At 68.7% G+C, this 20,263-nt stretch carries 21 protein-coding genes; 9 read left to right on the top strand and 12 right to left on the bottom strand.

From position 1 onward, the window contains the following. Positions 1-3 precede the first annotated feature (3 nt). A complete protein-coding gene (locus E5CHR_RS11970; RefSeq protein ID WP_162579877.1) occupies positions 4-1,152 on the bottom strand; it encodes an efflux RND transporter periplasmic adaptor subunit in 1,149 nt (382 codons plus the stop codon). Further along, complete coding sequence (locus E5CHR_RS11975; protein ID WP_162579878.1) at positions 1,149-1,826, bottom strand: TetR/AcrR family transcriptional regulator; 678 nt, start codon at positions 1,824-1,826, stop codon at positions 1,149-1,151. Before E5CHR_RS11975 ends, E5CHR_RS11970 begins: the two co-directional genes overlap by 4 nt. Before the next feature lie 100 nt (positions 1,827-1,926). Here E5CHR_RS11975 and msrA point away from each other — a divergent pair, with 100 nt between their 5' ends. From msrA to E5CHR_RS11990, 3 genes are all read left to right on the top strand, one after another. Next, positions 1,927-2,481, top strand: a complete 555-nt coding sequence (gene msrA / locus E5CHR_RS11980; RefSeq protein WP_162579879.1) for a peptide-methionine (S)-S-oxide reductase MsrA — start codon at positions 1,927-1,929, stop codon at positions 2,479-2,481. Positions 2,482-2,501: 20 nt separating this feature from the next. Beyond that, positions 2,502-2,876 (top strand): hypothetical protein, encoded by a 375-nt coding sequence (locus E5CHR_RS11985; RefSeq protein ID WP_162579880.1) that lies wholly within the window; start codon positions 2,502-2,504, stop codon positions 2,874-2,876. 79 nt (positions 2,877-2,955) lie between these two features. Beyond that, positions 2,956-5,061 carry a TonB-dependent receptor gene (locus E5CHR_RS11990; protein ID WP_162579881.1) on the top strand — a complete coding sequence of 702 codons (2,106 nt, stop codon included), beginning with the start codon at positions 2,956-2,958 and terminating at the stop codon, positions 5,059-5,061. 56 nt (positions 5,062-5,117) lie between these two features. Here the strand turns inward: E5CHR_RS11990 and E5CHR_RS11995 are convergent, their stop codons facing one another. Next, on the bottom strand, positions 5,118-6,386 hold the full coding sequence (locus E5CHR_RS11995; protein WP_162579882.1) for an amino acid kinase family protein: 1,269 nt from the start codon (positions 6,384-6,386) through the stop codon (positions 5,118-5,120). Between the two features lie 180 nt (positions 6,387-6,566). Beyond that, positions 6,567-7,577: an aldo/keto reductase gene (locus E5CHR_RS12000; protein WP_162579883.1), complete on the bottom strand. Its 1,011-nt coding sequence runs from the start codon at positions 7,575-7,577 to the stop codon at positions 6,567-6,569. Between the two features lie 109 nt (positions 7,578-7,686). On the opposite strand from E5CHR_RS12000, the gene E5CHR_RS12005 reads away from it, so the two are divergent. After that, positions 7,687-8,634, top strand: coding sequence for an AEC family transporter (locus E5CHR_RS12005; RefSeq protein WP_162579884.1), 948 nt, complete (start codon positions 7,687-7,689; stop codon positions 8,632-8,634). 61 nt (positions 8,635-8,695) lie between these two features. Here E5CHR_RS12005 and pdxH read toward each other — a convergent pair whose 3' ends face one another. After that, positions 8,696-9,343, bottom strand: a complete 648-nt coding sequence (gene pdxH / locus E5CHR_RS12010) for a pyridoxamine 5'-phosphate oxidase (RefSeq protein WP_162579885.1) — start codon at positions 9,341-9,343, stop codon at positions 8,696-8,698. A gap of 41 nt (positions 9,344-9,384) precedes the next feature. On the opposite strand from pdxH, the gene E5CHR_RS12015 reads away from it, so the two are divergent. Further along, positions 9,385-9,951, top strand: a complete 567-nt coding sequence (locus tag E5CHR_RS12015) for a nucleotidyltransferase family protein (protein WP_162579886.1) — start codon at positions 9,385-9,387, stop codon at positions 9,949-9,951. A gap of 7 nt (positions 9,952-9,958) precedes the next feature. On the opposite strand, the gene E5CHR_RS12020 is transcribed toward E5CHR_RS12015, so the two are convergent. Together E5CHR_RS12020 and E5CHR_RS12025 are read right to left on the bottom strand one after the other, a co-directional pair. Next, a complete protein-coding gene (locus E5CHR_RS12020) occupies positions 9,959-10,498 on the bottom strand; it encodes a superoxide dismutase family protein (protein WP_162579887.1) in 540 nt (179 codons plus the stop codon). 2 nt (positions 10,499-10,500) lie between these two features. Beyond that, positions 10,501-11,178, bottom strand: a complete 678-nt coding sequence (locus E5CHR_RS12025) for a gamma-glutamylcyclotransferase (protein ID WP_162579888.1) — start codon at positions 11,176-11,178, stop codon at positions 10,501-10,503. 120 nt (positions 11,179-11,298) lie between these two features. Here E5CHR_RS12025 and E5CHR_RS12030 point away from each other — a divergent pair, with 120 nt between their 5' ends. The 4 genes from E5CHR_RS12030 to E5CHR_RS12045 all read left to right on the top strand — a co-directional run bounded on the left by E5CHR_RS12030 (position 11,299) and on the right by E5CHR_RS12045 (position 15,309). After that, positions 11,299-11,832, top strand: a complete 534-nt coding sequence (locus tag E5CHR_RS12030) for an OmpA family protein (RefSeq protein WP_162579889.1) — start codon at positions 11,299-11,301, stop codon at positions 11,830-11,832. Between the two features lie 200 nt (positions 11,833-12,032). Beyond that, positions 12,033-13,952: a dihydroxy-acid dehydratase domain-containing protein gene (locus E5CHR_RS12035; protein ID WP_162579890.1), complete on the top strand. Its 1,920-nt coding sequence runs from the start codon at positions 12,033-12,035 to the stop codon at positions 13,950-13,952. Further along, positions 13,943-14,587, top strand: a complete 645-nt coding sequence (eda, locus tag E5CHR_RS12040) for a bifunctional 4-hydroxy-2-oxoglutarate aldolase/2-dehydro-3-deoxy-phosphogluconate aldolase (protein ID WP_162579891.1) — start codon at positions 13,943-13,945, stop codon at positions 14,585-14,587. Before E5CHR_RS12035 ends, eda begins: the two co-directional genes overlap by 10 nt. Continuing rightward, entirely contained in the window at positions 14,584-15,309 is a 726-nt protein-coding gene (locus E5CHR_RS12045; protein ID WP_162579892.1) for a haloacid dehalogenase type II, read from the top strand. Before eda ends, E5CHR_RS12045 begins: the two co-directional genes overlap by 4 nt. 20 nt (positions 15,310-15,329) lie before the next feature. Here E5CHR_RS12045 and gloA read toward each other — a convergent pair whose 3' ends face one another. From gloA to E5CHR_RS12070, 5 genes are all read right to left on the bottom strand, one after another. Further along, entirely contained in the window at positions 15,330-15,740 is a 411-nt protein-coding gene (gene gloA, locus E5CHR_RS12050) for a lactoylglutathione lyase (protein WP_162579893.1), read from the bottom strand. Between the two features lie 42 nt (positions 15,741-15,782). Continuing rightward, the gene (locus E5CHR_RS12055; RefSeq protein ID WP_162579894.1) at positions 15,783-16,472 is read right to left on the bottom strand and encodes a glutathione S-transferase family protein; all 690 of its coding nucleotides are present in this window, start codon (positions 16,470-16,472) and stop codon (positions 15,783-15,785) included. A 98-nt stretch (positions 16,473-16,570) separates the two neighbouring features. Further along, complete coding sequence (locus E5CHR_RS12060; protein WP_162579895.1) at positions 16,571-17,245, bottom strand: ABC transporter ATP-binding protein; 675 nt, start codon at positions 17,243-17,245, stop codon at positions 16,571-16,573. Continuing rightward, positions 17,242-18,882 (bottom strand): ABC transporter permease, encoded by a 1,641-nt coding sequence (locus E5CHR_RS12065; protein ID WP_162579896.1) that lies wholly within the window; start codon positions 18,880-18,882, stop codon positions 17,242-17,244. Before E5CHR_RS12065 ends, E5CHR_RS12060 begins: the two co-directional genes overlap by 4 nt. An 85-nt stretch (positions 18,883-18,967) precedes the next feature. Beyond that, positions 18,968-20,020 (bottom strand): Fe(3+) ABC transporter substrate-binding protein, encoded by a 1,053-nt coding sequence (locus E5CHR_RS12070; protein ID WP_162579897.1) that lies wholly within the window; start codon positions 20,018-20,020, stop codon positions 18,968-18,970. Positions 20,021-20,263: the final 243 nt, after the last annotated feature.

Below are 20,263 nucleotides of genomic sequence, written 5' to 3' on the forward strand. Positions count from 1 at the left end.
GCGTCAGGGCGCAGCGGAAGGCGCCAGGCGAACGGCCGTGCCTTCGCGCAGCGGCCCGACGCTGCCGGCCACCACGACGGCCCCGTCGTCGATGCCCTGCACCGTCACCAGCGTCTGGCCGCCGACCTGGCCTCGCGCGCCGGTCTTGACCTGGCGATGCGCAATGCGGCCCTCGATCACCATCTGCACATAGGGTGCGGGCCTGTCGATGCGCACCGCCGTCAGCGGCAGCGCGAGCCCCTCGGTGCGCCCCACATCCAGCGTGCCCTGCGCGAACAGGCCCTGGCGGAAGCCCTCACTGCGATCCAGCCGCAGGTAGACCAGCAGGCTGCGGCTGCCGGCCTGCGCGCTCGGATTGACGCGCACCACGGTGGCTCCCACGCTGCGCTCGGCGCCGGCGGAGAGCCCGCCGCCGCCTTCGATCTGGAGCGCCGCCCGCTGCCCCACCTGCACCGCGACCGAGTCGGCGGCCGACACCGTGGCCTCGACTTCGATGCGGCTCAGGTCGACCACCTCGATCACGCGCGCATCGACCGAGACCCGCTCACCGTTCTGTACCAGGCGCTGCGCCACCTGGCCGCCGAGCGGGCTCGTGAGCACCGTGTCGCCGAGCGACTTGCGGGCCATGTCCACCGCTGCGAGCGCCGCCCGATGGGTGGAGCGCGCGGCGTTGAGGTTCGACTGCGAGGTGTCGAGGGCCGTGCGCGAGATGAAGCCTTGCTCCACCAGCGCCTTGTTGTTGTCGTAGGTGCGCTGCGCGACCTCGGCCTGGGCGCGGGCGCTTTCGGCTTGTTCCTGGGCCTGGCGCACGCGCGAGTGGTATTCGGTGGGCTCGATGCGGGCGATGACCTGGCCCGCCTTCACCGTGTCGCCTTCGCGCACCGTGAGGCCCACCAGCTCGCCGGCCACGCGGGCCTTGACCACGGCCGAGTCGACCGCCCTGAGCGTGCCCGAGACGGCCAGCGTCTGCGCCAGCTCGCGCCGTGCCGCGCGCACCACGTCGGTCGGGCCCAGTTGCACCACGGCCTCGACCGGCGCGCCTGCGGAGGCCGCGGCCTGCTGCATGCGGCGCGCCTCGAGCGCGCGCAGCACGCCCGCAACGAGAAGCACCAGGGCCAGCGCAGCGGCGGCCCATTTCAAAGCGCGTTTCATGGACCCGCCTTGGGCGGCATGCTGAGGCCGTGCAGCACAGTCTCGGCCTGGATCGCAAGGTATTTTTCGGGATCGATCTCGGACTGGCCGTCGACGCAGATCATGGCCGAGTGCTTCCACAGCATCAGGAAGATCATCGGTGCGATCACCGCGTAGATCGCATGGTCCACGTCGACCGGCGCGAACTCGCCGCTGTCGATGCCGCGGCGGATGATGCGCCGCAGGAGCGCGTGCCCAGGTCGCACCACCTCCTGGCGGTAGAACTCGGCAAGCTCGGGAAAGTTGCGACCCTCGCTCAGCATCAGCTTGGTCAGGCCGGAGGCCTTGGTCGACCCCACGCGCTCCCACCAGACGCGCATGCAGTAGCGCAGCATGTCGCAGGTGCTGCCTTCGAAGACCTCGAATTCGGCGTTCCACTCGGTGAAGCGGCCCGCGAGGTTCTCGAGCACCACCGCCTTGAAGAGTTCTTCCTTGCTCGGGAAGTAGAGGAAGAGGGTGCCTTTGGAAACCCCGGCGCGCGCCGCCACTTCTTCCGCGCGGGTGGCCGCGAAGCCCTTGTCGACGAAGAGATCCAGCGCCGCCTGCAGCAGCTCTCCGGGGCGCGCCTCCTTGCGGCGCTCGCGCTTGGCGCGCTCGGGAAAGAACTTGTCGCTGATGAAGCGGGAGGGGGGCATCTAAATATTAATGACTGGCGGGTTAGTAATGTAGTGAGCGCATCCCGCGCCGTCAAGCCGCGACAATGCGAGGTTCCGCATTTCGAACTCGGAGAAATTCATGTCCACGCCATCATCGAACACCGAGACCATCGTGCTGGGTGGCGGCTGCTTCTGGTGCACCGAGGCGGTGTTCGACCGCGTACAAGGCGTGATGGACGTCGAATCGGGTTACAGCAACGGCGAAACGGTCAACCCCAGTTACGAGCAGGTCTGCACCGGCCGCACCGGGCATGCCGAGGTCGTGAAGCTCGCTTTCGATCCGGCGCAGATCACGCTGCGCGAAGTCCTCGAGATCTTCTTCGTGGTGCACGACCCGACCACCTTGAATCGCCAGGGCAACGACGTGGGCACGCAGTACCGCAGCGGCATCTACTACGTCGACGAGGCGCAAAAGCAGATCGCCGAAGAAGTCATCCGCGAGATCGAGGCAAGCAAGACCTATCGGGCGCCGGTCGTGACCGAGGTCAAGCCGCTGGCCAATTACTCGGCGGCCGAGGCCTACCACCAGGACTACTTTCTCAACAACCCGAACCAGGGCTACTGCGCTTTCGTGGTCGGACCCAAGGTCGAGAAGTTCCAGAAGACCTTTGCGTCCAGGGTCAAGAAGGCCTGACCCTGCATTCCATGCCGTCGATGCGACTCGCAACCCACACTGCCTCCGCGCGCGCGCTGTTGTGCATGTTGGCGTTCGCGCTGTGGTTCGCGGCCACGCTGGGCCTGATGCACCGGACGGTCCATGGCCATGCTGCGCCGGCGACCCCCGTGGTTGCAGTCGCAGGGGACGCAGCAGGCGATGTCGCCCACGGGCTTTCGGCGCTCTTCGGCTCGCACACCGACGCCGAGTGCCGGCTCTACGATCAACTGTCCCATGGCCCGGCCGCGCTCGGCGTGCCGGCCGTGGTGCTGCCGGTCATGCTGCCGGCGGCCGTCTTCCTCTATCTCGAAGGCGAAGTACTCGCCCGCTGGGTCGCGCTGTTCGACGCGCGCGGCCCGCCTTCCGCTCGCTGAATCCGCCTTGCCTGCCGGTTGCTGCGCTCGCTTGCGAGCTACGGCCGGCTTTTCCATCGATTCAACGAGCTTCAATCACATGTCATCCCTTTTCACGCGCAGCGCCGTGGGCATTGCCGTTCTTTCCTTCGTGTCCTGCGCCGCCTGGGCGCAATCCGACGGCGCTGCCGCACCCGACCGCGCCGCGCTGCCCGAGATCACCGTGACTGGCAACCCGCTGGGTTCGAGTGACCTGATCGTGCCCACCACGTCGGTGTCCGGAGACTCGCTGCTGCTGCGCGCCCAGCCGACGCTGGGCGAGACGCTGAACAACCTGCCCGGTGTCGGCAGCAGCTACTTCGGGCCCAACGCCAGCCGGCCCACGATCCGCGGCCAGGACGGCGATCGCATCCGCATCCTGCAGAACGGCGCCGCGGCGCCCGATGCATCGTCACTGAGCTACGACCACGCGGTGCCCGTCGATGCGCTGGTGACCGAGCGCATCGAGGTGCTGCGGGGTCCCTCGGCCCTGCAGTACGGCGGCAGCGCGGTGGGCGGGGTCGTCAACATCATCGACAACCGCATCCCCACCGAGCCCCTCGACGGCTTTGGCGGCCGCGCCGATGCCGGCTACGCGACGGGCAGCCGCGAAAAGAGCGGCGGCATCGTGCTCGAAGGCGGCACCGACCGCTACGCGCTGCATGTCGATGCCTTCAGCCGCGATGCGGACGACACCCGGGTGCCGATCGAGCTGGGCTGCGAAAGCCCGCGCCGGTTCGGCCTAGCACGCAGGATCTGCAATTCCGCCAACCGCGCGGACGGCGGCGCGATCGGGGGCACGCTGTTCTTCGGCCAGGGCTGGATCGGCGCCTCGGCCAGCACGTACCGCAGCAACTATGGCACCGTCGCGGAGGACGACGTCACCATCGACATGAAATCCGATCGCTATGCGCTCGAAGGCGAATGGCGGCCGGGCGGCTTCTTCACCAGCATTCACGGCAAGCTCAGCCAAACCGACTACCGCCACACCGAGTTCGAAGGTTCGGAACCCGGCACCGTTTTCGCCAACAAGAGCAACGACGTGCGCGTCGAGGCAAGGCACCGCAAGATCGGCGACCTGGACGGACTGGTCGGCTTCAGCAGCGAGACCAACCGCTTCTCGGCAGATGGCGAGGAGGCTTTCGCGCCGCACAGCCGCACGCGCTCGGATGCCCTTTTTCTTCACGAGGAACTGGGAACGTCGTGGGGCCGCCTGAGCTTCGGCGCCCGCACGGAGCGGGTGAAGGTGCGGTCGATGGGCTCGCCCGATCCGGATGTCACACGGTTTGCAATCGGCGAGCGCGACTTCCGTCCGAAGAGCGCGGCACTGGGTGCGCTCGTCAACCTGACGCCGCAATGGCAGCTGACGTCGAACCTGGCTTACACCGAGCGTGCGCCCAAGGACTACGAGCTCTTCGCCAACGGGCCGCACGTCGCGACGGCGGCCTGGGAGGTGGGCAATCCTGACCTGCAGAAGGAGAAGTCGGTGGGCTTCGACCTCGGCGCGCAATGGAAGTCGGGGGCCGACAACGCGCGTGTCAATGCCTATGTCACGCGCTTTCGCAACTACATCGGGCAGGAGGCCTCGGGCAACGTGCGCGACGCGGAAGGCAACATCAACCCGGGCCCGATGGAAACCGCCCAAGGCCTCGTGTTCCCCGACGTGGTGGACGAATTCGTCTACCGCGGCGTGCGCGCGCGCTTCAGCGGTCTCGAGGCCAGCGGCAACTTGCGGCTGCTCGGGACCGACGGCTTCGCCCAGCCAGCCGATGGTTCGACGCTGGACCTGCAGTGGCGTGGCGACCTGGTGCGCGCGAAGAACACCGACACCGGCGAGCCGCTGCCGCGCATCTCGCCGCTGCGCGTGGGCGCCACGCTGGCCCACGGCAACGGCCCGTGGATGGCGCGGCTGGGCTTTGACCACTACGCGGCCCAGCGCCGCGTGCCAAGCATGGGCGCCCGGCCAACCGATGCGTTCACGCTGTGGAATGCGGCCATCACCTACCGCATGAAAGTGCAGCGTGCCAGCCTCACCTGGTATGCGCGCATCGACAACCTGGCCAACAAGCTGGCCTACAGCGCGACGTCGATCCTCACCACCACGGCCTTCCCTGACGCACCGCTGCCGGGGCGCAGCCTGAAGGTGGGACTGCGGGCGAGCTTCTGATCGAGTGCTGCAGGAGCACGCCGCGCCTTGGCGCGGCGGCATCCGAGCACGGCTGCTCAAGCATGGCTTGGGATTTGCGCATGGGCCAGAACGGCCAGTCGTGCGCTCAGCGGCTGCGCGCTCGACGAGGGCGCGTGTGTCTGTGGCGGCGTTCGCGGCAAGCCCGGCGTGCAATGGATGTCGTGCAGCTCTCGTGCCCGGGCGGCCAGTGCAGACGGCGAAACCAGTTCGCGTTTGACGCCACCGTCGAGCCTCACGCGGGTCAGCAGCAGCGTGTTCTGCCTGGTCACGGGCAACTGGCACTCGATCGCAAGGAAGTGCCAGGCATCGAAGAAGCCGGAGGTGACGACCACGCGCCGCATGCCTGCGCGGGTGCCGGGCATCAGCACATGCGGTACCTCGACGGCGGCCAGTTGGCGCGCCGCGTCCTCGGCAGTGCCGATATCGGCTTCGAAGGTCTGCGAACGCGCGTCCGGCACGACGGCTGGCTGGAACGCGGCGTCGGCCACCAGCACGGTCCCGGCCTCGAACTTGGCATGGTTGCGCCGGCACACGATGCGCAGCCGGTTCTGCAGTGCATGTTCGAGGGCACGGTGGTGCAGCATCTTCGCGCCTGAGGTCGACATCTGGATCGCCTGCGAATAAGGCAGGCGCGGAATGAGCGTCGCGCTGTCGACGAGGTCCGGGTCGCAGCTGAACACACCCGGCCTGTCGGAATAGACCTCCACCTCCTCCTGGCCCAGTGCAGCGGCCAGCGCGATGGCCGAGAGAGCGGCGCTGTTCCTGCCCATCCACATCGTCTGCCCGCCTCGGGCGGCCGACCCTTGCCCGCCCGGCACGACCACCAATGAATGTTGCAGCAGTTGCCGGCGCAGCGCTGCGAGGCTGATGCCCTGCAGCCGAGCGCGCGTGTAGTTGGTGTCGGTGCGAAGGCCGATCTGGTTGCCCAATGCGACCGTGGCGCGGATGCCGTGGGCCTCCAGCGCCGCCGCGAACAGCACCGCGCCCATGCTGTCTGCCAGCGGCAGGCCCGCATCGACCAGCCGGTCGCTCGGGGCCTGGTTCAGGGCCAGCAGTGTGTCGTGGTACTGCTCGGTCAGCCCTGACGGGGCGCTGACCACGCAGAGGATCCGATGGCGTGGTCCGCCTTCGTCGAGGCGCCGCCGCAGCCACTCGCACACCGGTCCGAAGTGTTCGCGCGTGGCGAATGAGGAACCGTCGAACATCATCACGCTCGTGCTGTCGCACGCGCCCGGGAGGGGCTGGAGTGCAGTCGGCCGGGTCCATGCGCTGCGTTCCTGCATGTTCGTATTTCCCTTGTGCATCGGCGCGCTCCTGTGTAAATCCGGCCTCGGCGACGCAGGTGTCCAGCGGCCATCGACAGTGGCCGGTGGCTCGGTTCCGTGGCGTTGTGGGCGGATTAGGCCGGCAGGCGTCGCCGCCCACAACTACCAACATTGGTAGCTAGGGTGGACCCTGATATGCCTGGCGCGTCGGGGTTCTCTTCAGCGCGGTGCGTCACCCTTGCGGTACTCGGCAGTGAGTTCGTCGAGGCGCCGCTTGAGCGCAGGGTCCAGCGTGTAGGCGGCTGCCGCGATCGTCGCATCCAGCTGCTCCGGCCGGCTGGCGCCCAGCAGCGGCGCGGTGACCAACGGGTTGGCCATGACCCACGCCACCGCCAGCGTCGCAAGCGGCACGCCGGCTTCCTGGGCCAGCGCGTGCAACTGCGCCACGGTCGCGAAACTGCGCTCGTTCCAGTAGCGGTCCTGGTACATCGAGCCGGCCGTGCCGAGCTTGAAGCGCGTGTTGTCTTCCGGCTGAACCTCGGGCTTGTACTTGCCCGTGAGCAGCCCGCCCGCAAGCGGGTTGTAGGGAATCACGCCCAGGCCTTCCTCGTCCGCAAGGGGCAACAGCTCGCGCTCGATCTCGCGGAACAGCAGGCTGTAGCGTGGCTGCACGCACACGATGCGCGTCAGCTTGTGCAGCTCCGAGACCCCGATGGCACGCGCGAGCCGGTAGGCCAGAAAATTCGACACGCCCACGTAGCGCGCGCGGCCCGAGCGGACGATGGTGTCCAGGGCCTCCAGGCTCTCGTCGAGCGGCGTCGTGCGGTCGTCGCTGTGCAACTGGTAGAGGTCGACGTGGTCGGTCTGCAGGCGCGCAAGCGAATCATCGATCGCATCGAGCAGGTGCTTGCGCGACGCGCCCTGGTCCCAAGGGTTCGGGCCAACCTTGCCGACCGCCTTGGTCGCGATGACGAAGCGCCTGCGCGCACCCGCGCCTTTCGATTGCAGCCAGCGCCCGATGATCTCTTCGGTACGGCCGGTGATGTCGACGGTGCCACCGAGTGGATAGACGTCCGCGGTGTCGAGGAAATTGATGCCGGCCTCGGTGGCCTTGTCGAGGATGCGGAACGAGACCGCCTCGTCGGTCTGCAAGCCGAAGGTCATGGTGCCGAGCGCGAGGCGCGAGACAGTCAGGCCGGTGCGGCCGAGGCGTGTGGTTGAGATGCTCATGAGGGTCCTGGGGCAGGGCGAGGAAGGGAGCGGTCCATCATAGTCAGCCGTGCAGAAACGTGCAGCCGGTGCCGGCGTTGCGCAGCCGGCCCCTTGTATGCTCGGCGCGGTGAATTCATCGGTCCTTTCGTCGCTCGTGCCCGTGGTCCTGCTCATCGGCGCTGGTTTCATCGCAGGGCGGCGGGGCTGGGTGACCGGCGGCGCCGTGCGCGACCTGTCCAATCTGATCTTCCTGCTGCTGGCGCCCGCGCTGCTCTTTCGCACCATGAGCACGGTGCACGTGGAGCAACTGAGGCTGGGACCGGTGGCGGCCTACTTCCTCGCGGCCGGCCTGATCTTCGCGGGGACGCTCGTGGTGCGTGGCTTCAACCGGGCCGCGGCCGTGATCGCGCTGGCCAACACCTTCAGCAACACGGTGATGATCGGCATCCCGCTGGTGGGCCTGGCCTTCGGCCCCGAAGGCATGGTGGTGCTGCTGACGCTGATCTCGCTGCACTCGCTGGTGCTGCTGACCAGCGCGACCCTGGTGCTGGAGCTCGCAGTGGCGCGCGAACAGGCGCGCCAGCCCGGCGGCGAGCGCATGCCGATCCTGCGCACGCTGGGGCGTGCTTTCTACAGTGCCATCGTCCATCCGGTGCCGCTGCCGATCATCGCCGGGCTGCTGTTCGCGCAGACCGGCCTGACGCTGCCCGAGCCGATCGACAAGCCGATCGCATGGCTCGGCCAGGCCTTCGGGCCCATCGCACTGGTGATGGTCGGGATCACACTGGCCGCCACGCCGATCGGCCACCAATGGCGCGCGGCCCTGTCGCAGGCCTTGATCAAGAACCTCGCGCACCCCGCGCTGGTCGCGCTGCTGGGCGGGCTGCTGGGATTGCGCGGGCTGCCGCTGCAGGTGATGGTGGTGGCGGCGGCGCTGCCGATCGGCGCCAACGTGTTTCTCTTTTCTCAGCGCTACAAGACGGCGGAGCACCTGGTGACGGCGAGCGTCGCGGTGTCCACCGCGCTGGCGCTGCTCACCGTGTCGATCGTGATGGCGCTGGCGGGTCTGCTGTAGCGACTACTTGAATTCGTGATCGGCGTCCGGACGCAGTGGTGGGCCGCTGAACTTGTTTTCTTCAAGGCGCCAGCCGCTCGCGTACCCACGCGTCGTCCTCGCGCCGATAGCGCAGCCGGTCGTGCAGCCTGCTCTTGCGGCCCTGCCAGAACTCCCAGCGGTCGGGCACCAACCGGTAGCCGCCCCAGTGCGGCGGCCTCGGCGGCGAGAGCATGTGCCTCGCGGCCTGCAAGGCCGCGTTCTTCACCAGCACGTCCCGCCCGCTGATCACTTCGCTCTGCGGGCTGGCCCAGGCGCCGATGCGTGAATCGAGCGGGCGGCTCGCAAAGTAGGCATCGCTCTCGGACTCTTCGACCTTGCCGACCCGGCCTTCGATGCGCACCACGCGCTCCAGCTCGACCCAGTGGAACTGCAGTGCCGCCCACGGATTGCCCGCGAGCTCCTGGCCCTTGCGGCTGTCGTAGTTCGTGTACCAGACGATGCCGCGCGCGTCGTAGCCCTTGATCAGCACGATGCGGGTCGAGGGGCGCAGGTCGCTGCCGACCGTGGCCAGTGTCATGGCGTTGGGCTCGGGCAGCTGGGCGTCGATGGCCTCTGCGAGCCAGCGCTCGAACTGCATGAGCGGGTCGGGCGCGCTGCTCGCCTCGTCCAGCTCGGCGCGCTCGTAGCTCTTGCGCAGAGCGGCCAGGGTGTCGTTGGGAAAACTCATGAGGCGGATTGTTGCGCACGCCGGGCGTGGATACTGCGGGCATGGAATTGCGTGCTCCCACCGTCATCGTGCTCGCCTCCGGGCGCGGAGAGCGCTTTCTCGCCTCGGGTGGCACGGCGCACAAGCTGTGGGCCTTGCTGGACGGGCGGGCCGTGCTGGAGCACACGCTGGCAGCGGTGCGGGAGAGCGGACTGCCGTGGCACCTGGAAGACGCGGGCCATCCTGGCATGGGCGATTCGATCGCGGCGGCTGTTCGGGCGACGGCGGATGCGGGCGGGTGGCTGATCCTGCCTGCGGACCTTCCGCTGGTGCAGCCCGCGACATTGCGGCGCATCGCCGATGCCTTGTCGCCATCCTCCTCGCAATGGCAGGCGGTGCAGCCCGTGCATGCGGGTGCGCGCGGTCATCCGGTGGGGTTCGCGGCATCGAACGGGCCCGCCCTCATGGCGCTGTCCGGACCCCTGGGTGCGGCGTCCGTGCTGCGCGGCTTGCGCGCGACGAATGCCGTGCGAGAACTGGAGGTCGACGATGCAGGTGTCGTGACGGACATCGATACGCTGGCGGACCTCGCGCGGGCGGAGGCGCTGCTGCTGTCGCGGCGCGCCTGAGAGCCGATCAGCGCCGCGTGATCAGTGCGCAGGCGATGCGCGGCCCCGAATTGCCCGCCGGCTGCGAGGTGAAGTCGTCACGGTCTCGGTGCACCACCAGCGCGCGGCCGACCACGTTGTTGGCGGCGCCGTCCGTCAGCGAGATCGAGTGCACGTCGACGCTGAAGCGCGCAGTGCCGCTGGCATCGGCCACCAGGCTGGGCAACTCGCCGGCGTGGCTGCCCGGTCCGCCGAACTTCCCGTGCGTGCCACCTGCAGGATTGAAGTGGCCGCCAGAGGCATTGCCGTTGTCGCCGCAGTCGCCCTTTTCATGGATGTGAAAGCCATGTTCCGTGCCCGGCGCGAAACCACGCACCTCGCCCGCCACGCGTACGCCGTGATCCAGCGCGGTGAAGGTCACATTGCCTGCGGTCGGGTTGGGCGAAATCGCCCCGGTGGGCGCCAGGCTGGCGACGGCGCTCGCCTTCCCTCCCAGCGTGCCACAGCCTGCCAGCAGGGTGGCTGCTGTTGCGACGGCAAGGGCGGGGACGATGAGGCGACGGGACATGACTACTCCTTGGTTGAAGAATCGGATGAAGATGCCGCAGGGTATACCGGAGCCGTCGGCTCGCCGCAATCGGGTGGCACCGTCACCCGTTGTGCTGCCGCACTGGCTTGCGCCAGCTTCACCAGGCGCGCCAGCGCCGCGTCGTGGATCGAGTGACGCCTCAGCTCCAGCAGGGTCTGCTGCGCGTAGTCCAGCGAGCTGCCGTAGCGGCCTATCGCGTTGGCGAAGATGTGGCGGTAGCGCTCGTCGTCCAGGGTGCCGGTGAAATTGGGGCTGCGCCGGGAGAGCGTGAAGGCCAGCGCCCGCACCGAACCGTGCGCAGTGGTGCAGTCGAGCCACTTGGGGTCGTACACGCCGGTCGGCATTTCGCGCAGCCACAGCCGGCCCAGCGTTTCCAGGCCGTCGGCCGCAGGCACCCGGAACACCATGCCGCGGCAGCTGCCGCCCGAGAGCAGACCGAACACCAGGCCGGGGTTCTCCACCGTGCCGCGATTGACGCGGCTCCACATCTTGAGCGCGCGGTGCCAGCCGTGCACCCGCGCCGGATGTCGCTCGATGAAGCCGAACTCCGGGCGCCAGATCAGCGAGCCATAGCCGAACACCCACAGATCCTCGTGGCCGCCCCATTCGTCGATCACGCGATCGAGCATCGGTTTCGGGTCGCGCAGAGGCTTGGGCATCGGATCGAGGCCGGGCGGACCGGGGCTGCCTGGGGGCTGCGACGCGGGCGCGCCTAGAATTTCGCCGTCATGGTTCACCGCACCATTATTTACCGGCCCCTCAGCTATGGAGATCGACCGATGTCAGGAGTCGCCGACGACGACAGCCAGCAGAATTTTGTTCTTGCGCTCGTGCTGGGGCTGATCGCCCTGGTGATCATGTTCGTGATCGGCATCGTGCTCTACAGCCACAACCACAAGGCGCGACCTGCCGCTGTCGGGGCGGCCGCGCCCGCGACCACGGTGGCCCTCGTGACCGAAACCGTGTCGGTGGTGATTCCCGACGGCGCCAGCATTCGCGTCGTGGGCGACACGGTGAACTTCTATTTCGCCACGGCCAGCGCCGACCTGGCGCCGCACGCGGCCGAGGCCCTTGCGGCGGTGATCAAGGGCGTGGAAGGCGGCCGCCGGGCGGTGGTCTCCGGTTTTCATGACACCACCGGCGACCCGGTCCTCAACGAGCAGCTGGCCCGCAAGCGGGCCGAGATGGTGCGCGACGTTCTCACCGGCCTGGGGGTCCCGGCCTCGAAGATCGACCTGCGGCAACCTGCCGTCACCGCCGGTTCCGGCAGCGATGCGCAGGCGCGCCGCGTCGAAGTCAAGCTGGTCGACTGAAGGCGACTTCCCGACGCAGATACAAGCCCGTCGCCCCGGGCTTTTCCGTCGCCGGGCCGCCCCAAGGTGGAAAGCGCCCCCTTCGGGGGCAGCGATCCCGCGAAGTGAGGGAGCGTGGGGGCCTTTTTTCATTTGGGCTTGTTACCATGCTCCTCCGGGCCGCTCGTCCGCTGCGGCCCAGGTCCAGAGCGACATACCCCATGACTCCACATCCCACCGTCCGCGATGTCACCGAGCGCATCCGTGCGCGCAGCCGTGACTCGAGAAGCGCCTACCTCCAGAGACTGACCGAAATCCGCCAGCGCGACCGCGGCTCCGACCGCCTGGGCTGCGCCAACGTGGCGCACGCGGTCGCCGGCATCCCGGCATCCGACAAGATCAAGGTGGTGGCCGAGCGCGCGCCCAACATCGGCATCGTCACCGCCTACAACGACATGCTCTCGGCCCATGCCCCGTACCAGGGCTATCCCGACATCCTCAAGCATGAGGCGCGCCGCCTGGGCGCCACCGCGCAGGTGGCGGGCGGCGTGCCTGCGATGTGCGACGGCGTCACGCAGGGCACGCCCGGCATGGAGCTGAGCCTGTTCAGCCGCGACGTGATCGCGATGGGCACGGCCGTGGCGCTGACGCACGACATGTTCGACGCGGCGCTGCTGCTCGGCATCTGCGACAAGATCGTGCCGGGGCTGCTCATCGGTGCGCTGCACTTCGGGCACCTGCCCACGGTGTTCGTCCCCGGCGGGCCGATGCCTTCGGGGCTGTCGAACAGCGCCAAGGCCAAGGTGCGCGAACAGGCAGCGCAGGGCCTGGTCGGCCGCCAGGGCCTGCTCGAAGCAGAAATGCAGGCCTACCATTCACCGGGCACCTGCACCTTCTACGGCACCGCGAACAGCAACCAGATGCTGATGGAAGCGATGGGCCTGCACGTGCCGGGCGCGGCCTTCATCCAGCCCGGCGATGCGACGCGAGAGGCGCTCACGCGGGAGGCGGTTCGCACGGTACTGGGCCATGCGGCGGAGAAGCCCACTTTCGCCGCCGGGCCGCCCCAAGCCGAAAGGCGCCCCCTCGGGGGGCAGCGAGGACGCGAAGTGCCGAGCGTGGGGGCCTGGAAGGTACCGCCCATCGGCGAACTGGTCGACGAGCGCTGCATCGTCAACGCCATGGCCGCGCTGCTCGCCACCGGCGGCTCGACCAACCACCTCATCCACTGGGTCGCGGTCGCGCGCGCGGCCGGCATCCTGATCGACTGGAACGACTTCTCCGAGCTGTCGGAAGTGGTGCCGCTGCTCACGCGTGTCTACCCCAACGGCAGCGCCGACGTGAACGAGTTCCAGGCCGCGGGCGGCCCGGGCTTCGTTATCGGCGAACTGCTCGATGCCGGGCTGATGCACGAGGACGTGCTCACCGTGCGCCCCGGCGGACTGCGCGAGTACGCGAACATCCCGAGCCTGGCCGGCGCGCCATCCGAGGAGCACGCGCTGCGCTGGCATCCTGCTGCACCTTCCGGGAACGAGGCCGTGGCGCGTCCGGCTTCTGCACCCTTCAACCCGACCGGTGGCCTGAAGCTGCTGACCGGCAACCTGGGCCGCAGCGTGATCAAGGTGTCTTCCGTGCCCGATGACCGGCATGTGATCGAAGCGCCGGCGCGGGTCTTCGATTCGCAAAGCGCGCTGCAGCAAGCCTTCAATGCCGGCGAACTGGAGCGCGACGTGGTCTGCGTGGTGCGCTGGCAGGGGCCGCAGGCCAACGGCATGCCCGAGCTGCACAAGCTTACGCCGCCCTTGTCGGTGCTGCAGGGCAAGGGCTTCCGCGTCGCGCTGGTCACCGACGGACGCATGAGCGGCGCCTCGGGCAAGGTCCCTGCAGCGATCCACGTCTCGCCCGAAGCTGCCGCTGGCGGCCCGCTCGCCAAGGTGCGCGACGGGGACCTGATCCGGCTCGATGCGGTAGCCGGCACGCTGACCGTGCTGGTGCCGGGCGACGAATGGGCCGAGAGAGAAACCGCAACCATGCCGGACAGCCTGCGCACCGAGAACGGCCACAGCCTGGGCCGCGATCTGTTCGCCGGGATGCGGCGCAATGCCTTGACCGCCGAAGAAGGAGCCTGCACATGGCTGTAGAAACAAAGACGCTCACCGCCATCGAGGTGATGCGCGACGCGCCCGTCATTCCCGTGATCGTGCTGCACGACGTCAAGGATGCGGTGCCGCTGGCGCGTGCGCTGGTGGCCGGCGGCATCCGCATGCTCGAGGTGACGCTGCGCACGCGCGAGGCCCTCGAATGCATCGAGATCATTGCCAAGGAAGTGCCCGACGCGGTGCCCGGGGCCGGCACCATTCGCAGCGCCGCCGATGCCCAGGCTTCGGCATTGGCAGGCGCGAGGTTCGGCGTGAGTCCCGGCTACACGCGCGCGGTCGGCAAGGCCTGCCACGACCTCGGACTGCCGCTGCTGCCCGGCGTGGCGACCGGCAGCGAGATCATGCTGGCCGAGGAAGACGGCTTTACCGAGCTCAAGTTCTTCCCGGCCGTTCAGGCCGGAGGGGTCGCCATGCTCAAGGCCTGGCAAGGTCCGTTCTCCGAGGTGAAGTTCTGTCCCACCGGCGGTGTCACCGCCGCCAATGCGCACGAGTTCCTGTCGCTCGCCAACGTGGCCTGCGTGGGTGGGTCGTGGATCGTGCCCACCGACGCCATTGCCGCGGGCGACTGGGGACGTATCGAAGCGCTGGCCCGCGAGGCCAGCCAGCTGGCACGATGAACGGCAACTTCGATTCGGGCGAGCTCAAGGTCATCGCGTTCGACGTCTTCGGCACCGTGGTCGACTGGTACAGCGGCATTGCTGCCGAGGCCGAGCGGCTGCTGCCCGGCATCGAGGGCGGCGCCTTTGCCCTGGCCTGGCGCGCCGGCTACCAGCCGGCGATGAAGAGCGTGATGGAGCGGCTGGCGGCAGGCGAGGGCGGCTTCACGCTGCTCGACGAACTGCACATGGGCATCCTTGAAGGCGTGCTGCGCGACTTCGGCGTCGAGCAACTCGACGTGGCCCGCAAGCGCGAGCTCAACAAGGCCTGGCATCGGCTGCCGGCCTGGCCCGATGCGGTGGAGGGCCTGGCGCGGCTCAAGCGCAAGTACATCATCTGCACGCTGTCGAACGGCAACATCGGCCTCTTGACCGAAATGGCCAAGAACGCTGGCCTGCCCTGGGACTGCGTGCTGTCGGCCGAGGTCTTCAAGGCCTACAAGCCCGATCCGCGCACCTACCTCGGCGTGGCCGCCGTCTTCGACGTGACGCCCAGCCAGGTCATGCTGGCCGCGGCGCACCACGACGACCTGGCCGCGGCGCGCGGCTGCGGCCTGCGCACCGGCTACATCGAGCGGCCTTGGGAGTTCGGACCGGATCGGCCCAAGGACACCTCGCCGCATGCGGACAACACGCTGCATGCGCGCGACATCGGGGCGCTGGCGGATCTGCTGGGCTGCTGACTGACGAAAGGGCGCGCCGCTCAGCGCAGCCCCGCGCCTTCGGCCTCGCTGGCGCGCTGGATGAGCTCGATCTTGTACCCATCCGGATCCGTCACGAACGCGATCACCGTGCTGCCGCCCTTGACCGGCCCGGGCTCGCGGGTGACGTTGCCGCCCGCGGCTTTGATCTTCTCGCACGCCGCGTAGGCGTCGGGCACGCCCAGCGCAATGTGGCCATACGCCGTGCCCATCTCGTATTTGTCGGTGCCCCAGTTGTAGGTCAGCTCGATCTCGGCCTGCGCCGGGTTGCCCTCGTAGCCGACGAAGGCCAGGCTGTACTTGTATTCGGGGTTCTCCGAGGTGCGCAGCAACTGCATGCCCAGCACGCGGGTGTAGAAGTCGATCGAGCGCTGGAGGTCGCCGACGCGCAGCATGGTATGGAGGAGTCGCATGTCGTGGAATGTGAAGAGTTGTCGTGGCTCCGGATTGTCGTGTCAGTTGCGGCGGGCAAGTGTCAGCAGATGCGCCTCGTGCTTCTCCAGGAAGGCGCGCAGTTGCTCCCGGTACTCGGGCTCCACCGCGTCGCGCACGCTGGGGCGCTCTTGCAGCGCGTTCCGCCAGGCGTTCACCTTCGGCGTTCGTGCGAAGACGTGCGAGTCGTGCAATGCGTCGAAGAGCTCGAAGTACCGAAACACGGGCGCGAACACCGCGTCCACCAGGCTGAAGCGCTCAGCCGCGAAGAAGGGCCCTTGGCCCAGCGCGGCCTCGATGCGCTCGAACTTGGCGGCCAGGGCCTGGCGCTTCTGCTCGAAAACCTCGGCATCGCGGGTCGTCTCGTAGCCCCACAGGTCGGCCAGGATTGCGGAGCCGAACTCCATCCATGCGCGATGCTCCGCGCGCTGCAGCGGATCTTCGGGATGCAGCCGCGGGCCGGGCTGCGTTTCCTCGATGTATTCGCAGATCACGTTGCTTTCGAACAGGATGCTTTCGCCGCCTTCGGGGCGCGGCACGCGAAGCAGCGGCACCTTGCCGAGCGGCGAGATCTGCACGAACCAATCGGGCTTGTTCGCGAGGTCGATCACCACGCGTTCGAAAGGGACCTTCTTTTCGCGCAGGGCGATGGCGGCGCGCTGCACGTAGGGGCACAGCAGGTGGCTGACGAGGGTGAGGGCGGGTCGGGACATGTTCGCTTCCGTAGAGGTGGAGGAGTCGGCAAGCGCGATTTTTCCGAGCCTCGAAAACCTTATCTAGAAAAGCTCATCCTTAAAAAGCAGGCGTTGTGCTATGCCGTCCAACGCGTGAGTCTGCCGCCATGCATGAGGCCGACGTGATCGGCCATGGCCTGTGCCTCGGCTTCGTTGTGCGTGACGAGCACGGCCGTCTGTCCGGCGGCCTTGAGGATGTCGCGCACGTCGACGGTGAGGCGCTCGCGCGTCGCGGCATCCAGGTTGGAGAAGGGTTCGTCCAGCAGCAGCAGCGCAGGCGAGGGTGCGAGTGCGCGGGCCAGCGCAATGCGCTGCTGCTGGCCGCCGGAGAGCTCGTGCGGATAGCGCCTGCCGGACTCTGCCAGGCCCACCAGCGCAAGCATCTCGGCCACGCGTGCGTGCTGCTCTGCATGCGGTCGACGCCGCAGGCCGAAGCCGACGTTCTGCGCCGCCGTGAGGTGGGGAAACAGTGCGTACTCCTGGAACATCATGCCGACCCGCCGCTCCTCGGGCGGGAGATGGACGTTGGTGGAGGACAGCAGCCGATCGCCGAGGCGGATGCTGCCCGCGCGCAACGCCTCGAAGCCCGCGATCGCGCGCAGCACCGTGGTCTTGCCGCAGCCCGAAGGGCCGAGCAGGCAGGCGATGCGGCCCGCATCCAGCGCGAGCGAGAAGCCGTCGACCACGGTGTGCAGGCCTCGTGCGCCTTCGTAGGCGAGCCGCACGTCATCGAGCTGCAGCGCTGCGCTCATTCCGAACGCTCCTCGGCGCGCCCGCCCAGACCATTGCGCGCCAGCAGCACCACCGGCACCAGCCCCGCCGCAACAATCGCCAGCGCGGCTATCGCGCCCTCCTCGTAGGTGCCGCGCGCGGCCTCGGCGTAGAGCCAGGTTGCCAGCGTGTCGAAGTTCGCGGGTCGCAGCAGCAGAGTGGCCGGCAGTTCCTTCATGGCATCGACGAAGACCAGCAGCGCACTGGCGGCGATCGCCGGCCGCAGCAGCGGAAGGTGCACGCGGCGCAGGGTGCCGGCCGCGCTTTCGCCGAGCAGCCTCGAGGCCTGCTCGAGCGCAGGCGGGATGCGCGCCAGCCCCGCCTCGATGCCGCCCACCGGCATCGCCAGGAAGCGGATCGCGCAGGCGACCACCAGCACGATGCCGGCACTCATCAGCGGCAGGCCGTCGCGGCCCAGCAGCGCGCCCAGAAGGGCGTCGACGCCCAGCGCCGGCGTGAGCAGGCCGATGGCCAGCACCGTGCCGGGCAGCGCATAGCCCAGCGTGGCGGCGCGCGCCTGCCAGCGCGCGCGGCTGACCGTGGAGCCCTGGCTGCGCACCGCCCAGGCCACCACCAGCCCGGCGGCAACGGTCGTCACTGTCACGCCCGCCGCCAGCGCCAGCGTGTTGCCGAGGCTGGCGAGCAGGCCGTCGGAAATGCCGCCTCCCAGGCGCAGCCGCTTGGCGGTTTCCCAGAGCAGGTAGAGCGCCGGCGCGACGAAGCCGACGGCGACCGGCAGCGCCGCTGCGGCGCAGGCGACCCAGGCGGCCGCGCCTCGCAAGCGGCGCGGCTCGATGGCGCGCATGCGCTGTGCGGAGCCGAAGCGCTGGTGGCGCCGGCCATGGCGCTCGAGCAGCACCAGCCCCACCACGACGAGCAGCATCGCGCAGGCGATCTGCGCGGCGCCCGCCAGGTCGGAGCGCGTGATCCACGTGGTGTAGACCGCCACGGTCAGCGTCTGGATGCCGAGGAACTCGGAAGCGCCGATGTCGTTGAGCGTCTCCAGCAGCGCCAGGCTCACGCCGACGGCGAGGGCCGGCCGCGCCAGCGGCAGCGCGACGCGGAAGAAGGCGCCGGCCGCGCTCTCGCCGAGCGTGCGGGCCGCCTCCATCAGGTGCGCCGGCTGGGTCATGAACATGGCGCGCGCCGTCATGTAGACATAGGGGTAGAGCACGAAGCCGAGCACCAGGATCGCGCCCGGCATCGAGCGCAGGTCCGGCAGCCGGAACTGCCGCGGACTGTCGAAGCCCAGGGCCCAGCGGACCGCGCCCTGCACCGGGCCGATCGGATGCAGCAGGTCGAGGTACGCGAAAGCCACGATGTACGTCGGCATGGCCAGCGGCAGCAGCAGCGCCCAGTTCAGCACCCGGCGGCCGGGAAAATCGCAGACCGTCACCAGCCAGGCGCAGCCCGTGCCGATCAGCAGCACCAGCGCGCCCACGCCGGCGAGCAGCAGCGCGGTGTTCAGCGCGGCCTGCGGCAGCACGTGCCGGGCGAGGTGGGTCCAGTGCGAGAAGTCGGCGCCGAATGCCAGCCAGGCCAGGCTGAGCACCGGCGCGAGCACGCCCAGGGCGATGAGGGCCGACGCAGCGCGCCAGACGGGCCCGACTGCCTTCATGCCGATGCCCGCACGCTCGGCACCGCCAGACCGCGGGGCCCCTGCAGAGGGCCGACGCGCCCGGCGGCGGCCCGTCGGCGTGGCGTCACTGGTCGAAGCCGACCTTGTCCACGAGCGCGCTGGCCTGCTTTCGGTATTTGGCAATTTCCGTGATGGGCAGCGGATCGACCTTCAAGTCGCCAATGCTGGAGGCGGTGATCGAGTCGAGCGCCACGCCCTTGCGCACCGGGTATTCGAAGTTGGTCTCGGCATAGAAGGCCTGAGCCGGCTCGGACACCAGGAACTCGAGCAGCTTGACTGCGTTGGCGCGCTGCGGCGCGTTCTTCGCGACTGCCGCGCCGCTGACGTTGACGTGCGTGCCGCCGCTCTTCGAATTGGCGAAGGTCGGGCGGATCACCTTGATGGCCTCGCCCCACTTGCGCGCGTCGCTGCCTTCCTTGGCGCTCTTCATCTGGCCCACGTAGTAGGAGTTGGCGAGGCCGACGTCGCAGATGCCGCCCAGGATGTCCCGCGCCACGTCGCGGTCGCCACCGGTGGCCTTGCGCGCCAGGTTCGCCTTGACGCCGCGCAGCCACTGCTCGGCCTTGGCCTCGCCGTCGTGCGCGATCAGCGAGGCGACCAGCGCCGTGTTGTAGGGATGCTGGCCGGCGCGGATGCAGACCTTGCCCTTGTACTTGGGGCTGGCCAGGTCTTCATAGCGGAAGGAGGTGATGGGCAGGCTCTTGTCGGCATACAGCACGCGCGCACGCATCGACAGCGAGAACCATTGCCCATCGGCGCCGCGCAGGTTGGCGGGAATGGCCGACTCCAGCGCCGCCGATTTCACAGGCTGCGTGACGCCGCCCTCGACCAGGTCGATGAGGTTGCCGATGTCCACCGTCATCAGCACATCCGCCGGGGAGCGGGCGCCCTCGGCCTTCACGCGTTCGAGCAGCCCGTCCTTGATGAACACCGTGTTGACCTTGACGCCGCTTTGCGTGCTGAAAGCCGTGAGCAGCGGCTGGATGAGGCCGGCCTCGCGGGTGGTGTAGATCGTGACTTCTTCCGCCGCAAAGGCCGGGGCGGCGAGCCAGCCGGTACCCGCGAGGGCGACGCAAGCCAGGGTGCGGGCGCCGCGGGCGCGTGAAAGGGTGCTCATGGGGTCCTCCGTGGAAATTGGATGTGCTGAAAGTGATCGGCGCGCTCCTTGGCGCTGATACGAATCATTATCACTGCGCCTCCCGCTTGCCCGCACATTGTCCTTAGGAGGCCCGTGGCGTCTCGCCGGCTTGGGGTTTTCAGATTGCGGTCGCTTCGACCCGCAGGGCCACGGCGCTGCTTGTTCCGCTCTGCAGTACTGGGTTGTGTTCGAACTCGAATCTGCAGTTCACAAAACTGCTTA

It is taken from the genome of Variovorax sp. PBS-H4 (genome assembly GCF_901827205.1).
Classification (GTDB): domain Bacteria; phylum Pseudomonadota; class Gammaproteobacteria; order Burkholderiales; family Burkholderiaceae_C; genus Variovorax.

What these genes read in the sequence shown, in the direction of transcription:
- E5CHR_RS11970 (WP_162579877.1), bottom strand. Translation starts at nt 1,152, where the DNA reads ATGAAACGCGCTTTGAAATGGGCCGCCGCTGCGCTGGCCCTGGTGCTT.
- E5CHR_RS11975 (WP_162579878.1), bottom strand. Translation starts at nt 1,826, where the DNA reads ATGCCCCCCTCCCGCTTCATCAGCGACAAGTTCTTTCCCGAGCGCGCC.
- msrA (WP_162579879.1), top strand. Translation starts at nt 1,927, where the DNA reads ATGTCCACGCCATCATCGAACACCGAGACCATCGTGCTGGGTGGCGGC.
- E5CHR_RS11985 (WP_162579880.1), top strand. Translation starts at nt 2,502, where the DNA reads ATGCGACTCGCAACCCACACTGCCTCCGCGCGCGCGCTGTTGTGCATG.
- E5CHR_RS11990 (WP_162579881.1), top strand. Translation starts at nt 2,956, where the DNA reads ATGTCATCCCTTTTCACGCGCAGCGCCGTGGGCATTGCCGTTCTTTCC.
- E5CHR_RS11995 (WP_162579882.1), bottom strand. Translation starts at nt 6,386, where the DNA reads ATGCACAAGGGAAATACGAACATGCAGGAACGCAGCGCATGGACCCGG.
- E5CHR_RS12000 (WP_162579883.1), bottom strand. Translation starts at nt 7,577, where the DNA reads ATGAGCATCTCAACCACACGCCTCGGCCGCACCGGCCTGACTGTCTCG.
- pdxH (WP_162579885.1), bottom strand. Translation starts at nt 9,343, where the DNA reads ATGAGTTTTCCCAACGACACCCTGGCCGCTCTGCGCAAGAGCTACGAG.
- E5CHR_RS12015 (WP_162579886.1), top strand. Translation starts at nt 9,385, where the DNA reads ATGGAATTGCGTGCTCCCACCGTCATCGTGCTCGCCTCCGGGCGCGGA.
- E5CHR_RS12020 (WP_162579887.1), bottom strand. Translation starts at nt 10,498, where the DNA reads ATGTCCCGTCGCCTCATCGTCCCCGCCCTTGCCGTCGCAACAGCAGCC.
- E5CHR_RS12025 (WP_162579888.1), bottom strand. Translation starts at nt 11,178, where the DNA reads ATGCCCAAGCCTCTGCGCGACCCGAAACCGATGCTCGATCGCGTGATC.
- E5CHR_RS12030 (WP_162579889.1), top strand. Translation starts at nt 11,299, where the DNA reads ATGTCAGGAGTCGCCGACGACGACAGCCAGCAGAATTTTGTTCTTGCG.
- E5CHR_RS12035 (WP_162579890.1), top strand. Translation starts at nt 12,033, where the DNA reads ATGACTCCACATCCCACCGTCCGCGATGTCACCGAGCGCATCCGTGCG.
- eda (WP_162579891.1), top strand. Translation starts at nt 13,943, where the DNA reads ATGGCTGTAGAAACAAAGACGCTCACCGCCATCGAGGTGATGCGCGAC.
- E5CHR_RS12045 (WP_162579892.1), top strand. Translation starts at nt 14,584, where the DNA reads ATGAACGGCAACTTCGATTCGGGCGAGCTCAAGGTCATCGCGTTCGAC.
- gloA (WP_162579893.1), bottom strand. Translation starts at nt 15,740, where the DNA reads ATGCGACTCCTCCATACCATGCTGCGCGTCGGCGACCTCCAGCGCTCG.
- E5CHR_RS12055 (WP_162579894.1), bottom strand. Translation starts at nt 16,472, where the DNA reads ATGTCCCGACCCGCCCTCACCCTCGTCAGCCACCTGCTGTGCCCCTAC.
- E5CHR_RS12060 (WP_162579895.1), bottom strand. Translation starts at nt 17,245, where the DNA reads ATGAGCGCAGCGCTGCAGCTCGATGACGTGCGGCTCGCCTACGAAGGC.
- E5CHR_RS12065 (WP_162579896.1), bottom strand. Translation starts at nt 18,882, where the DNA reads ATGAAGGCAGTCGGGCCCGTCTGGCGCGCTGCGTCGGCCCTCATCGCC.
- E5CHR_RS12070 (WP_162579897.1), bottom strand. Translation starts at nt 20,020, where the DNA reads ATGAGCACCCTTTCACGCGCCCGCGGCGCCCGCACCCTGGCTTGCGTC.